Source organism: Enterococcus sp. DIV0876 (assembly GCF_050529585.1).
GTDB lineage: Bacteria > Bacillota > Bacilli > Lactobacillales > Enterococcaceae > Enterococcus_D.
The window spans coordinates 1,707,501-1,721,219 of the sequence record NZ_CP172882.1 but is presented as its reverse complement, the minus strand read 5'-3'; the positions used below and the strand labels follow the sequence as shown (position 1 = coordinate 1,721,219).

Sequence of the window (13,719 nt, the reverse complement as noted above, 5' to 3'; positions counted from 1 at the left end):
AAAACTGTTTCCAAGGAAATCCCTGGAAACAGTTTTTTTTATAGTTGTATCAACCAATAACCAATCAAGATGACACCAAGCACGATTCGATACCAGCCAAAAGCTGTAAAGTCGTTTCGTTTGATGTAGTTCATCAAGAAACGGATTGCAAGAACTGAAACAATAAATGAGACAATCGTTCCTGTCAATAAGATTACAGTTCCTTGTAGATCAAATGCATTTCCGTCTTTTAAGAATTTAAAAATTTTCAGCGCACTTGCACCAAACATTGTTGGAATTCCTAGAAAGAAAGAAAATTCGGCGGCAACAAATCTAGAAGCGCCAATTAAAATCCCACCTAATATCGTAGCTCCTGAACGAGAAGTGCCAGGAATAAGTGCCAATACTTGGAACATACCGACGATCAATGCTGCTTTATAGGTAAATTGGTTCAAATCTGTACATTTCGGTGTTTGATTTTTGTTTCTTTTTTCAACCACAATAAAGCCAATGCCATAAATGATCAAGACGATCGATACGGATAAGAAGTTATAGAAATGGGCATCTAGCCAATCATCCAATGGCAAACCAATGATGACGGATGGCAAGACTGCCACGATTACTTTGAACCATAATGTCCAAGTATTCTTTTTTTCAAGCGCATTTTTTTGGGGAGAAAATGGATTCAATTTGTGGAAATACAAGTAAACGACTGCTAAAATCGCACCTAGTTGAATCACAACATTGAACATGGTCATAAATTCTGGTGTTACGTCTAAACCGATGAATTCATTAGCTAAGATCAAGTGACCGGTACTGCTGATAGGCAGCCACTCAGTGATTCCTTCAATGATCCCAAAGAGAATCGCTTTTATGAAGTTAGTAAAAAACATTGCGTCATTCCTTTCTTTAACAAAATACAATTATCAGTATACCGTTTATACTGAATAATACCAATCTTTTTCAAAAAAAGAGAGCAGATTTTCAAAAGAAAACTGCTCTAAAAACGTGTCACTATCTTATGATAAGAGTTCTTGCGAGAGGGTAAGCCCTTTTTTGATATAGGCGGTTGATCCCACTTCAGCAATCGAAAATGTGCCATTCTCGTAAATGAGACGAGTGACAGAACCGTTTTCGATATCCATGCGCACGTTGTTTTCATTGTTGATCAAGTGAAGCAAGAAAGCGATCGTCATACCGTGAGAAACCACTAATGCGTTACCGCCCCCTTTTTTTTCGACACGATAAGCGATATCTTCAAAGCCGGTTTTGACCCGCTCTGTTAACACCTCGTATGTTTCTGCCCAGTTGGCAGTATCTGCATGATAAATCGCATTGGCAATCGATTCAAAAGTAACATGGTTTGCAATCATATCATCGTAGTCAGGGAAGTCCAAGATCCTTGGCAACACACCCCACATTTCGGCATCATAGCCGCCTTCCAAAGAACCAAAACACCATTCGCGAATACGCTTATCGATATGATATGGAATTTGTGGTCCTTTGACATGTTCTCCTAATATCAGACGCATAGTTTCAATCGCCCGTCCACTGTCACTGGAGACAGCCTCTGTGAAATCAACATCTCTTAAACCGAGACCCAAATAGTGAATCCCTTGTTCACCGGTTTTGGTCAAAGGCGTATCACACCATCCTTGTACGCGTTGGAGCGTATTGAACATTGTTTTGCCGTGACGCACGACATAAAGCTCTGTTTTGGCCATTTCATATTCCTCCGTTTCACTGTCGTCTTTTACTGATTGAAAAACGGATTGGTTCGTTTTTCGATTTCAATCGTTGTTGGTTCGCCATGTCCTGGATATACAGCCATTTGGTTTGGTAAAACAAATAATTGGCTTTGAATACTTTCAAGTAATTGTTCTAAGTTTCCGGTTGGCAGATCGGTTCGCCCAATACTGCCTTTAAAAAGTGCATCACCTGAAACGACAAAAGAATCAAATATGAAGCTGACACTGCCAATCGAGTGCCCGGGTGTCGGTACGACACGGAAAGAAAAATCACCGATTTGGTAGTCTTTCATTTCTAACAGATATTCTGCGGGTCGGGCAGTAATGGCACCAAGGTCTGGATGACGCCCTGATAGATTTTTCTGAGGATCATTCAACCACTCTTGTTCCAACGGGCTGACATAAACAGGGACGTTGTAATAATCTCTCAATTGATCGACCGCCCCAATATGATCGTAGTGGGTATGGGTCAGCAAAATGGCTTGTGGTGCAACAGCTATCTTGTCGATTTCACTGATCAGTCTTGCTGCTTCAGCGCCTGGATCAATGATCAATAATGTATCTTCATCCCAAATAAGGTAGCAATTTTCTTGTACAGGGCCTGTGACTAAACCGATGATTTTCATGTAGAACCTCCTTAAATCAAATAAGAAAATTTGTCCACCTTTAGTATAGCTCAAATGCGGCGCTGAAACAAAGAAAGGTTTTTATTCAGAGGGGGATTTGTCCGTTCAAGTTCATTTTTTAGCGGATGATTTTTTTTGCTTTTGTCAACCCAAAAGACTTCTGTAAAAGAAAATAAAGATTCTGTGAAAAAAAGCTCCCTTAAAAAATAATTCAGTGAGAAATATAGTCATAAATAGCGTGTGCTTCCGAAAATTTCTCTTAGAAAACCCTTTACTGAAAGGCGGCCTGTTATACTGTAAGTGATTTCTGAAGGAGAGTCTGCTTATGGCTTTCCTCGATCAATTTTTCATATTTTTTATTGAATCTGATGATAAATCTGTCTGATGAAAGAAGGTGTCTTCGATGAAGAAATTTGTGCGTATTCTTTTGATGAGTATTATTTTTGGGGCCATCCTTACCAGTTGCGGTGAAGAAAAGCTGGCAATCAATCACTCAACTGAAGCACCGGTCTCAGCAGCGTCGCCTGCTGTTGTCAATGGCGAGAGCGATATGATGTTGATTCAGACGGAAAGTCCCTCTTTCCCCCAAAGCCAAGGTGTTTATGATTTTCATGAGAACAAGCTGACGATCGTCAAACAATATTTGCCAATGGCAGATATAGAAGATGATTCTGTGGCAGACCCGCAAAGTGCAACAGCCTATGAAAAACAAATCAATGACGATTTTGACAGACATTTTTCGCATACATCTCTTAAAATGACGGATGATCCTTATCAAATCTATCAAGCGGACTTTACAAAGGCTTCTTACATGATTGAAAATGATCGCTTAATATTTAAAACCGATGATCAAACCTTCACTTTTATCTTTGATCCTGAAACAAAACAAGCTGTTGATGAAAATGGTGTCCGCTATGATATTCAAGTAGATGAATGATCGATAGTCAATCAAAATTTTTAAATCATTGTTACTTTCCTCCTATTGCATACGTTGTTTCATGTAAAGGGAGGAATTTTATGTTGTCATTTAACGCATTGTTGACGTTGCTGCAAGAGGAGAAAATTCTGTATTTGTTGTCATTGCTCTGTACGGCGATGATCCTTGATTTTATAAGTGGTTGTCTCGCGGCTTTTATGACTGGAACCTTGACATCTAGTCAAGGAATCAACGGGATTTTACGGAAAGTTGCGAGTATTGTCTTGTTGCTGTTTTTTATTCCAATCAGTTTTTTGATCCCGATTCAATCAGGTACAGCACTACTCTACGTGTTGTACAGCGGTTATTTATGGATGGAGTTGCTGTCGATATTCGAAAATTATCAGCGAATGGGTATCGACGTTTCATTTTTCCGAGAATTGCTTCAAAAAATAAAGAAGACATTTAAAGCGGATCAGTAATGCAAGGATGCTGGCTAAGATGCCATATTTTTGGTTTCTACAATAAAAAGACTGTCTACGGGGCAGTCTTTTTATTGTGTTCGCTTTAACAAAATCAGGGTTTCAGCTATAATGACAAGCGAGAAGGTGAAGACGTGTATAAAGGAAAAGTAGCAGTCCGGAAAATAGTCGAATTTATCTTGCGTAGAGGAGATATCGACAGTCGCCGGGTGAGCAACCATACGGCACAAGAAGGTGCACGGATCCATCGGAAATTGCAAAAAGAAGCTGGCGAAGCCTATCAAAAAGAAGTCTTTTTTAAGCGTGAAAGTCAAGTTGGTAAAGACAAAATCACCATCGAAGGCCGGGCTGATGGTCTTTTTTATGATCATGAAAAAGCCTGCTGGGTGATAGACGAGATCAAAACATCAGAGCCTTTTTACGAGGATATTCCATCGGATCAGATCGATCTGTTTTTTGCGCAAGGAATGGTATATGCCTATTTATTTTTGCTGCAAAAGAATGATGAGACTGCTCACACGCAAGAAGAGGATCCATCTGCTGGTTTACAAGAAAAAATAGCGGACAAGGATGCACCAAAGGAAAGATTGGAACATATCGATGTGCAATTGACGTACTATCAGACAACAGAGAAAATCATTACGCGTACCCGCAGAAGTTTTTCGTTTCCAGACTTGACCTCTTTTTACGAAGATTTGCTGAATGAGTATCATAAATGGATGGTTTTCGAGGAAAACTGGCGCAGAGTCCGTAATACGTCACTGCAGTTGCTGCAATTTCCATATGAGTCATTTCGCAAAGGACAACGGGAGTTAGCTGCGGCGGCATACAAAACGTTGAAAACAGGGCAACGATTGTTTGCCGAAGCACCTACTGGTACTGGAAAAACGATCTCGACCATTTTTCCGGCGTTAAAAGTGTTAGGAGAAGCAGGCGGGGATCGTATTTTTTATTTGACTGCCAAAACCATTACCCGCCAAGTTGCTGAAGATGCCTTGCAACAGCTAGCTGATACAGGCAGTGAAACCAAAAGTGTGACGCTCACTGCAAAAGATAAGATCTGTTTTTTGGAAGAGAGAAACTGCACACCTGAACATTGTCCGTATGCACAAGGATACTACAATCGGATCAATGAAGCATTATGGGATCTTTTGAATCATGAGAATCAAATTACCCGATCCATCATTGAGTCTTACGGGCGCAAACATACTGTGTGTCCATTTGAGCTATCACTGGATGTCAGTGTTTTTTGTGATGTGATTATTGGTGATTATAATTATTTGTTTGATCCGACGGTCTATTTACGCCGTTTCTTTGAAGAACCTGAAGAAGATTATTTCTTTTTGGTGGACGAAGCCCACAATTTAGTCAACCGTTCAAAGGAGATGTATTCAGCAACCTTGCAACGGGCACTATTTTCAGAGTTGAGCAAAAAACTGCCCAAAGAGCAAGCAAAGTTGAAGCGAGCTGTGACCAAGGTCGACAAAGAATTCAAACAAGTGGCAGCCCTCGCCAAAGAAGAAGGGTGGGTTTATCATCATCAGGCAGCACCGCATGAAACATTGCTGAAGCAATTGAACCGCTTGGCAGAGATAATGAAGGAATGGTTGCCGGCAAATGAAGAAAATCCAGTACAAGAAGAGGTTTTATTGTGTTATTTTGAAGTCAATCACTACCTGAAAATCAGCGAGTTTTATGATGATCATTATGAAACAACAGTGGAAATCACGCCATATGATATCCGGATCAAGCAGTTTTGTATGGATCCAGCGCCTTTTTTAAACAATGTTTTAGATAAAGGCAAATCCAGTGTCTTGTTTTCGGCTAGTTTTTCTCCGTTGCCTTATTATCAAGAAGTACTTGGGGGTGGAGAAGATGCCTTGCGGTATCGGTTGCCTAGTCCCTTTCCACCAGAGAAACAAAAAATACTGGTTGCTGATTATATCCAAACAACCTATCACCAAAGAACAGCCAGTTTGCCTCTGATCGTAGAAGCTATCCAGCGGATGATTGCAGCAAAGGTCGGCAATTATATGGTGTTTTTCCCCTCATATCGTTATTTAGATGATGTTGCGGCGGCATTTTCATCGCAGTATCCTGATGTCGACATTTTGATCCAAGGAACAGCCATGGACGAATCTGAGCGAGAGGCCTTTATGACTCGCTTTACACCTGGCGGACAAATGAAAGAAGGCGCAGAAAAACAGACGATGCTTGCATTTTGCGTTTTAGGCGGTATATTTTCTGAAGGAATCGACTTGAAAGGGGAACGATTGATTGGTGCAGCCATCGTTGGTGTCGGCTTGCCGCAAATCAATCATGAACAGGAACTGATCCGTAGTTATTATGATCAAAAAAATCATGCTGGCTTTTCCTATGCTTATCAATTGCCAGGGATGAATAAAGTGCTGCAAGCAGCTGGTCGTGTGATACGTGATGTGATGGATAGGGGTGTAGTTCTCCTGTTGGACCAACGGTTTCAAACGCCAGTATATCAATCCTTGTTCCCCATGCATTGGCAACATGCGCAACGTGTCAGCAAGCCAGATGATATCAGTCATCAGTTGCAGGCATTTTGGGCGGAATGAAAAAACAGTCGCTGCCAGTTATTTGGTCAGCGACTGTTTTTGGACTAACGATAGTTTGTAAATTGCAAATCGATCGTCAAAGGCAATTTGCGTAAAAGCTGAATGACTTCTTGCAAGTCATCACGGCTTTTTCCAGTGACACGAATTTGATTGTCTTGAATCTGTGTTTTGACTTTTAATTTTGCATTTTTGATAGCAGTAGTGATTTTCTTGGCTTGTTCCTTATCGATTCCATTGATCATTTCAGCAGTTTGTCGGGCCTTTGCACCTAAAGCATGTTCAGTATCTGAAAACTGAATATTTTTGGTAGGTACACTGCGTTTGATTAATTTTGCGAACAAAACATCTTTGATTTGTTCCACTTTGAAGTCGTCGTCACCGACCACCGTCAGTTTAGCACCATCCATTTTGATCTCAACGGTAGAACCTTTAAAGTCAAAGCGGTTTTTTAATTCTTTTTCTGCTTGCTGAATGGCGTTTTTTACTTCCTCTGTGTTGATTTCTGAAACGATATCAAAGCTTGCATCTTTTGCCATGATTCATTCTCCTTTCTAAGGCTTTGTTTTTATTCTACCATGACTGTAAAGAATCAGGGGATCAAAAGTAAATTTTTGCAAATAATTGTTCCAATTTTTGACACAAACTGCTATTCTTTGGAAGGAGATTTTTTAGCGAAGGAGGTAAGTGCGTGTGAGTAAGTTATTAACGAAACATCAGCAATCTGAACAATTAAAGAAAATAGGGGTCATCTTGCTCTCGGGCATCACGGCTGCTGTTGCATTGAATTTCTTTTTGATACCAGCACAAGTCTTGTCTGCCGGTATGAATGGGGTCGCGCAATTGATCGTTGCGTTGGCTTGGAACCATTTTGGTATTCATTTAAGTACAGGTTTGTTCATTTTTATTTTGAATCTGCCGATTTTTGTCTTAGGATTTATTAAATTGGGTAAATCGTCTACATGGCTTAGTTTTATCAATGTTGTCGTTGTCTCGCTTTTCACCATGGTTCTGCCGCAAGGGGCAATAACGGATAATATTTTGGTCAATGCGTTGATTGGCGGTGTGTTATTAGGTGTTGGTGTGGCCTTTTCATTAAAAATGGGCTTCACTACTGGTGGTTTGGATATTCTTTCTTTGATTTTATCAAAGACGACTGGTAAAACGGTTGGCAAATATATGTTTATCTTAAATGGAATCATTGTCATGGTTTCTGGGTTTGTTTTCTCATGGGAAAGTGCTTTGTATACCATTATTTCGATTTTTGCTATGAGTTATGTCGTGGATATGCTCCATACCAGTCATCAAAAGGTGACGGCCATGATCATTACCACCAATGCGGAAGCCGTGGGCAAAAATATTTCGAAACATATTTTTCGCGGAATGACTTTATTTCCATCTGTTGGAGGGTATTCCGGCGTGCCGGGCAATATGATCATGATGGTCGTGACCCGCTATGAAATGTATGACTTAGAGCAAGCGGTCCTTGAAGCAGATGGTAATGCTTTTATCAACTTTGTGCCGACACAATCAATCACCGGTCGATTTGCGACAGATGATGAACAACGAACGTTTAAAACAACGGGGGTTTTCCCTGAGTTGAAGATTCACAAAAAGACCCGACCTTGATCAACGATTGTCCATTTACAAACAAGACAAAAGAAGGTATGATTTGTTACAAGAAATAAGGAGGTCACCATCTATGGCATATACAGAAATAGAAGTGGAAGCAATCAAAGAGCGTGTTCTCGCTGCGTTAGAAACCGTGATCGACCCCGAGCTTGGTATTGACATTGTCAATCTAGGGTTGGTCTATGAAGTGGAGTTTGATGGTGAAACGGGTCATACAGTCATCAAAATGACTTTGACGACAATGGGTTGTCCGTTAGCCGACGTCTTGACTGAATCGATCCATGAAGCCTTGTCAGATGTGCCGGAAGTCACCAATCCAGAAGTTAAATTGGTCTGGTACCCTGCTTGGACGACCGATAAAATGAGCCGCTATGCACGGATTGCTTTGGGGATTCGTTAGGGATCAACAAATATGAATCGACGGGTATCCGTTTGAATATGTATGATAAACGAAACTCTTTTACTCACGGCAGAAAGTGGGTAAGAGAGTTTTTTTGTTTTTTGAGTCATCAGAGGTAGTATCAATATCTATATGGATTAGGTTCTGTGAATGAACATAAAGAAGATTGAGCGAAAAATCTTTCGTACCAGTAGATACAAAGGATGAACTTTATTCACGGGTCAACTATAGTTGTGTCTAAAAATGGTCTTTTATATCAAAAGACGAATATTCCAGCATTACACTCGTTCAAATTCACCCTATCACCATTGATTTTTCATGACCTTACAGGTAAACTATTTGAAAAGATTGGGGGATCGTATCCATGTTAACAACAAATTTTGGGCCATACACATATCAAAATCCTTTTATGAATGCTTCAGGTGTTCATTGTATGACAATAGAAGAAATGGAAGAACTGGCGCATTCTAAAGCAGGGTCATTTGTGACTAAGAGCGCGACAATCTCAGCCAGAGAAGGAAATCCTGAACCACGCTATATGGATCTTGATTTAGGCAGTATCAATTCGATGGGCTTACCTAATCGTGGTGTAGATTATTATTTGGACTATGCTATCAAAAAGCAGGTCGAACTACCACAAGGTTCGCCACTCTTTTTTTCGGTAGCAGCGATGAGTGTTGAGGAAAATATAACCTTATTGAAGAAAATTCAAAACAGTGCCTTTGAAGGCATCACTGAATTGAATCTTTCTTGTCCGAACGTGCCCGGCAAACCGCAAGTCGCGTATGATTTTGAATTGACGGCGTCTATTTTGACGGATGTTTTTTCATTTTTTACTAAACCGCTGGGTGTGAAGCTACCGCCTTATTTTGACTTGGCACACTTTGATCAAATGGCCGAGATATTGAATCGCTTTCCTCTTGCTTATGTCAATTCTGTTAATAGTGTGGGGAATGCACTGTTTATTGATCCGGACTCAGATACAGTGGTGATTAAACCCAAAGACGGTTTCGGTGGATTGGGGGGTGCGTATATCAAGCCAACTGCCCTAGCTAATGTCCGAGCTTTTTATACACGATTGAAACCAGAAATCAAAATTATAGGTACTGGTGGTATTCGTACTGGTCAAGACGCATACGAACATTTGTTGTGTGGCGCAAGCATGCTGCAGATCGGTACTGAATTGCATAAAGAAGGACCAGCGATTTTTGATCGCTTGATCAATGAGTTGTCGGCTATTATGGCAGATAAAGGCTATCAAAGCATTTCTGAGTTCCAAGGAAAGTTAAAATCGATCACGGACTAACTGAAAAAAAGAGAGAAGGAAAGATGGCATTGTTCGAATTGCGTCAAGCAACGGTAGCGGATTTGCCTTCATTGATGCGCTTGATCAATGAAGGGATTGCTGCATTGGGTGCACAAGGATCACCACAATGGCAAGATGGATATGGACCATCTGAAGAAAAAATCAGAGATGATATTCTAAAGCAGGAAAGTTATGTATTGGTATCGCATGGAGAAATTGCTGCAAGTGCAGCGTTGGTTTCAGGTATTGATCCAGTCTATACGGCCATTCAAGCAGGACAGTGGGTAGGCGACGGCCCGTACTTGTCTATTCATCGTGTTGTCGTCAATCCGCAATTCAAAGGGCAGCGATTAAGTGCGAAACTATTGCAGGCATTAGAAGCAGTTGCAAAAAATAAAGGTGTTTTTGATCTGAGGATCGATACGTACCAAGCAAACACAGCGATGCAAAGAAATATCACTGCTGCTGGTTATTCGTTTTGCGGACATATCGAATTTCCGATCCCGAATGGGGAACGACTTGCTTACCAAAAATTGATCTGATTTATCGAGTAGGTAATAAAATTATCATAAAACACTATTTTTAGTTGTCAGATTCTTGAGGACTTGCTAAGATAAGCACGTAAAGGACGGTGCCAAATGAAAAAAAGAATCAAAAAGAAAAAAGCCTACAAAAAATATATCCAAGATATTTTTACCGGATATGAAGAAATGTTAGAAAATCCAGCACTTAGTGAGAAAAAATTTGCCTACTTAAAAGAAGAAACCATTTTAAAACGTGATGAAAACAATCAAATACGTTTTAGAACAATCGATGTTGACTAAGCTACCTTCACGGGTAGTTTTTTTGTATTAGTAACAGTGAAAATAATTTCTGAAAAAAAGCTTGCTCTTTCATCTGAGGAATGGTAAAGTTATCAACGTTGGCAAAACGCCGACGGGTCAAAAAATACTTTTCAAAAACTTTTGAAAAAGTGCTTGACCAAATGCAAAACAGATGATATTATAACTGAGTCGCAAAAATAAAACGATTAACGGTTGTTGATATGACAACAAATTAATTGAAAAAAGTTGTTGACAAATAACAAGTCATTTGTTATCATAATGAAGTTGCTAAGGCAGCCGCAACGTTGTTGAAAAAACAACGAGCGAAAAAAACTTTTATAAAAAGTGTTGACAATCGCTTGTCACTCTGATATGATATAAAAGTTGCTAACGCAACAACGTAGACCTTTGAAAACTGAACAAAGCAAGCAAACGAACCAATGTGTAGGACGCTTCATTATATGAAGCAAATACATGCAAGCAATAGCTAGCAAAAGTTAATTTTTATGAGCTTAACGATCCTTTGGATCGTTCAAACAAATCATTATGAGAGTTTGATCCTGGCTCAGGACGAACGCTGGCGGCGTGCCTAATACATGCAAGTCGAACGCTTTTTCTTTCACCGGAGCTTGCTCCACCGAAAGAAAAAGAGTGGCGAACGGGTGAGTAACACGTGGGTAACCTGCCCATCAGAAGGGGATAACACTTGGAAACAGGTGCTAATACCGTATAACACTATTTTCCGCATGGGAGAAAGTTGAAAGGCGCTTTTGCGTCACTGATGGATGGACCCGCGGTGCATTAGCTAGTTGGTGAGGTAACGGCTCACCAAGGCAACGATGCATAGCCGACCTGAGAGGGTGATCGGCCACACTGGGACTGAGACACGGCCCAGACTCCTACGGGAGGCAGCAGTAGGGAATCTTCGGCAATGGACGAAAGTCTGACCGAGCAACGCCGCGTGAGTGAAGAAGGTTTTCGGATCGTAAAACTCTGTTGTTAGAGAAGAACAAGGATGAGAGTAGAACGTTCATCCCTTGACGGTATCTAACCAGAAAGCCACGGCTAACTACGTGCCAGCAGCCGCGGTAATACGTAGGTGGCAAGCGTTGTCCGGATTTATTGGGCGTAAAGCGAGCGCAGGCGGTTTCTTAAGTCTGATGTGAAAGCCCCCGGCTCAACCGGGGAGGGTCATTGGAAACTGGGAGACTTGAGTGCAGAAGAGGAGAGTGGAATTCCATGTGTAGCGGTGAAATGCGTAGATATATGGAGGAACACCAGTGGCGAAGGCGGCTCTCTGGTCTGTAACTGACGCTGAGGCTCGAAAGCGTGGGGAGCGAACAGGATTAGATACCCTGGTAGTCCACGCCGTAAACGATGAGTGCTAAGTGTTGGAGGGTTTCCGCCCTTCAGTGCTGCAGCAAACGCATTAAGCACTCCGCCTGGGGAGTACGACCGCAAGGTTGAAACTCAAAGGAATTGACGGGGGCCCGCACAAGCGGTGGAGCATGTGGTTTAATTCGAAGCAACGCGAAGAACCTTACCAGGTCTTGACATCCTTTGACCACTCTAGAGATAGAGCTTCCCCTTCGGGGGCAAAGTGACAGGTGGTGCATGGTTGTCGTCAGCTCGTGTCGTGAGATGTTGGGTTAAGTCCCGCAACGAGCGCAACCCTTATTGTTAGTTGCCATCATTTAGTTGGGCACTCTAGCGAGACTGCCGGTGACAAACCGGAGGAAGGTGGGGATGACGTCAAATCATCATGCCCCTTATGACCTGGGCTACACACGTGCTACAATGGGAAGTACAACGAGTTGCGAAGTCGCGAGGCTAAGCTAATCTCTTAAAGCTTCTCTCAGTTCGGATTGTAGGCTGCAACTCGCCTACATGAAGCCGGAATCGCTAGTAATCGCGGATCAGCACGCCGCGGTGAATACGTTCCCGGGCCTTGTACACACCGCCCGTCACACCACGAGAGTTTGTAACACCCGAAGTCGGTGAGGTAACCTTTTTGGAGCCAGCCGCCTAAGGTGGGATAGATGATTGGGGTGAAGTCGTAACAAGGTAGCCGTATCGGAAGGTGCGGCTGGATCACCTCCTTTCTAAGGAATATTTCGGAAGACTACACATCGTTTGCCTTTGTTCAGTTTTGAGAGGTCTACTCTCAAAATTAGTATTGTTCATTGAAAACTGGATATTGAAGAAATCAAAACAAGTAACACACACCGAGTTGAACAAAAAAAGAGTTTTTTAATAAGTTCAACGCTTATTTTAGTCAAGTAACCTTCTATCGCTAGAAGAAGTGCTTGAAAAACCGACCGTAAGGTCAAAGGTTAAGTGAATAAGGGCGCACGGTGGATGCCTTGGCACTAGGAGCCGATGAAGGACGGGACTAACACCGATATGCTTTGGGGAGCTGTAAGTAAGCTATGATCCAGAGATTTCCGAATGGGGAAACCCAGCATCTTTTATAGGATGTTACGTCTGTGTGAATACATAGCACAGTCGAGGTAGACGCAGAGAACTGAAACATCTAAGTACCTGCAGGAAGAGAAAGAAAATTCGATTCCCTGAGTAGCGGCGAGCGAAACGGGAAAAGCCCAAACCAACAAGCTTGCTTGTTGGGGTTGTAGGACTCCGATATGGTAGTCTATTCAGATAGTCGAAATACTTGGAAAAGTATGTCAAAGAGGGTAAAAACCCCGTAGACGAAATTTGGATAACACCTAGGAGGATCCTGAGTACGGCGGAACACGAGGAATTCCGTCGGAATCCGGGAGGACCATCTCCCAAGGCTAAATACTCCCTAGTGACCGATAGTGAACCAGTACCGTGAGGGAAAGGTGAAAAGCACCCCGGAAGGGGAGTGAAATAGATCCTGAAACCGTGTGCCTACAACAAGTTAGAGCCCGTTAATGGGTGATAGCGTGCCTTTTGTAGAATGAACCGGCGAGTTACGATAGCATGCGAGGTTAAGTTGAAGAGACGGAGCCGCAGCGAAAGCGAGTCTGAATAGGGCGAATGAGTATGTTGTTGTAGACCCGAAACCATGTGATCTACCCATGTCCAGGTTGAAGGTGCGGTAAAACGCACTGGAGGACCGAACCCACGTACGTTGAAAAGTGCGGGGATGAGGTGTGGGTAGCGGAGAAATTCCAAACGAACTTGGAGATAGCTGGTTCTCTCCGAAATAGCTTTAGGGCTAGCCTCGGAATTGAGAA

12 protein-coding genes and 2 rRNA genes (1 of these 14 cut by a window edge) are annotated in these 13,719 nt (G+C 42.0%); 10 read left to right on the top strand and 4 right to left on the bottom strand.

Translation table 11 applies throughout. The features are described 5' to 3' along the window. Positions 1 to 38: 38 nt before the first annotated feature. From IGI41_RS07995 to IGI41_RS07985, 3 genes are all read right to left on the bottom strand, one after another. Positions 39 to 872, bottom strand: coding sequence for an undecaprenyl-diphosphate phosphatase (locus IGI41_RS07995; RefSeq protein WP_430609230.1), 834 nt, complete (start codon positions 870 to 872; stop codon positions 39 to 41). Positions 873 to 998: 126 nt separating this feature from the next. Next, on the bottom strand, positions 999 to 1,703 hold the full coding sequence (locus IGI41_RS07990; protein ID WP_430609229.1) for a histidine phosphatase family protein: 705 nt from the start codon (positions 1,701 to 1,703) through the stop codon (positions 999 to 1,001). Between the two features lie 29 nt (positions 1,704 to 1,732). Beyond that, a complete protein-coding gene (locus tag IGI41_RS07985; RefSeq protein ID WP_430609228.1) occupies positions 1,733 to 2,353 on the bottom strand; it encodes an MBL fold metallo-hydrolase in 621 nt (206 codons plus the stop codon). Positions 2,354 to 2,756: 403 nt separating this feature from the next. Here IGI41_RS07985 and IGI41_RS07980 point away from each other — a divergent pair, with 403 nt between their 5' ends. The 3 genes from IGI41_RS07980 (at position 2,757) to IGI41_RS07970 (ending at position 6,339) form a co-directional block, all read left to right on the top strand. After that, on the top strand, positions 2,757 to 3,290 hold the full coding sequence (locus IGI41_RS07980) for a hypothetical protein (RefSeq protein ID WP_430609227.1): 534 nt from the start codon (positions 2,757 to 2,759) through the stop codon (positions 3,288 to 3,290). Positions 3,291 to 3,370: 80 nt separating this feature from the next. Further along, positions 3,371 to 3,751, top strand: coding sequence for a phage holin family protein (locus IGI41_RS07975; protein ID WP_430609226.1), 381 nt, complete (start codon positions 3,371 to 3,373; stop codon positions 3,749 to 3,751). A gap of 134 nt (positions 3,752 to 3,885) precedes the next feature. Continuing rightward, on the top strand, positions 3,886 to 6,339 hold the full coding sequence (locus tag IGI41_RS07970) for an ATP-dependent DNA helicase (protein ID WP_430609225.1): 2,454 nt from the start codon (positions 3,886 to 3,888) through the stop codon (positions 6,337 to 6,339). 44 nt (positions 6,340 to 6,383) lie between these two features. On the opposite strand, the gene IGI41_RS07965 is transcribed toward IGI41_RS07970, so the two are convergent. Further along, positions 6,384 to 6,875 carry a YajQ family cyclic di-GMP-binding protein gene (locus tag IGI41_RS07965; RefSeq protein WP_430609224.1) on the bottom strand — a complete coding sequence of 164 codons (492 nt, stop codon included), beginning with the start codon at positions 6,873 to 6,875 and terminating at the stop codon, positions 6,384 to 6,386. 154 nt (positions 6,876 to 7,029) lie between these two features. Between IGI41_RS07965 and IGI41_RS07960 the strand changes: the two genes are divergently transcribed. The 7 genes from IGI41_RS07960 to IGI41_RS07930 all read left to right on the top strand — a co-directional run. Next, the gene (locus tag IGI41_RS07960; RefSeq protein ID WP_430609223.1) at positions 7,030 to 7,965 is read left to right on the top strand and encodes a YitT family protein; all 936 of its coding nucleotides are present in this window, start codon (positions 7,030 to 7,032) and stop codon (positions 7,963 to 7,965) included. A gap of 73 nt (positions 7,966 to 8,038) precedes the next feature. After that, entirely contained in the window at positions 8,039 to 8,368 is a 330-nt protein-coding gene (locus tag IGI41_RS07955; RefSeq protein ID WP_430609222.1) for a metal-sulfur cluster assembly factor, read from the top strand. 364 nt (positions 8,369 to 8,732) lie between these two features. Continuing rightward, a complete protein-coding gene (locus IGI41_RS07950; protein WP_430609221.1) occupies positions 8,733 to 9,674 on the top strand; it encodes a dihydroorotate oxidase in 942 nt (313 codons plus the stop codon). A gap of 23 nt (positions 9,675 to 9,697) precedes the next feature. After that, entirely contained in the window at positions 9,698 to 10,216 is a 519-nt protein-coding gene (locus tag IGI41_RS07945; protein ID WP_430609220.1) for a GNAT family N-acetyltransferase, read from the top strand. 96 nt (positions 10,217 to 10,312) lie between these two features. Next, positions 10,313 to 10,498, top strand: coding sequence for a hypothetical protein (locus IGI41_RS07940; protein WP_430609218.1), 186 nt, complete (start codon positions 10,313 to 10,315; stop codon positions 10,496 to 10,498). Positions 10,499 to 11,040: 542 nt separating this feature from the next. Beyond that, a 16S ribosomal RNA gene (locus IGI41_RS07935) occupies positions 11,041 to 12,600 on the top strand. A gap of 229 nt (positions 12,601 to 12,829) precedes the next feature. Further along, positions 12,830 to 13,719, top strand: a 23S ribosomal RNA gene (locus IGI41_RS07930); it runs 2,025 nt beyond the window's last position. Together the 16S and 23S rRNA genes form the textbook arrangement of a ribosomal RNA operon.

Coding starts and splice junctions, on each gene's coding strand:
- IGI41_RS07995 (WP_430609230.1), bottom strand. CDS start 872: ATGTTTTTTACTAACTTCATAAAAGCGATTCTCTTTGGGATCATTGAA.
- IGI41_RS07990 (WP_430609229.1), bottom strand. CDS start 1,703: ATGGCCAAAACAGAGCTTTATGTCGTGCGTCACGGCAAAACAATGTTC.
- IGI41_RS07985 (WP_430609228.1), bottom strand. CDS start 2,353: ATGAAAATCATCGGTTTAGTCACAGGCCCTGTACAAGAAAATTGCTAC.
- IGI41_RS07980 (WP_430609227.1), top strand. CDS start 2,757: ATGAAGAAATTTGTGCGTATTCTTTTGATGAGTATTATTTTTGGGGCC.
- IGI41_RS07975 (WP_430609226.1), top strand. CDS start 3,371: ATGTTGTCATTTAACGCATTGTTGACGTTGCTGCAAGAGGAGAAAATT.
- IGI41_RS07965 (WP_430609224.1), bottom strand. CDS start 6,875: ATGGCAAAAGATGCAAGCTTTGATATCGTTTCAGAAATCAACACAGAG.
- IGI41_RS07955 (WP_430609222.1), top strand. CDS start 8,039: ATGGCATATACAGAAATAGAAGTGGAAGCAATCAAAGAGCGTGTTCTC.
- IGI41_RS07950 (WP_430609221.1), top strand. CDS start 8,733: ATGTTAACAACAAATTTTGGGCCATACACATATCAAAATCCTTTTATG.
- IGI41_RS07945 (WP_430609220.1), top strand. CDS start 9,698: ATGGCATTGTTCGAATTGCGTCAAGCAACGGTAGCGGATTTGCCTTCA.
- IGI41_RS07940 (WP_430609218.1), top strand. CDS start 10,313: ATGAAAAAAAGAATCAAAAAGAAAAAAGCCTACAAAAAATATATCCAA.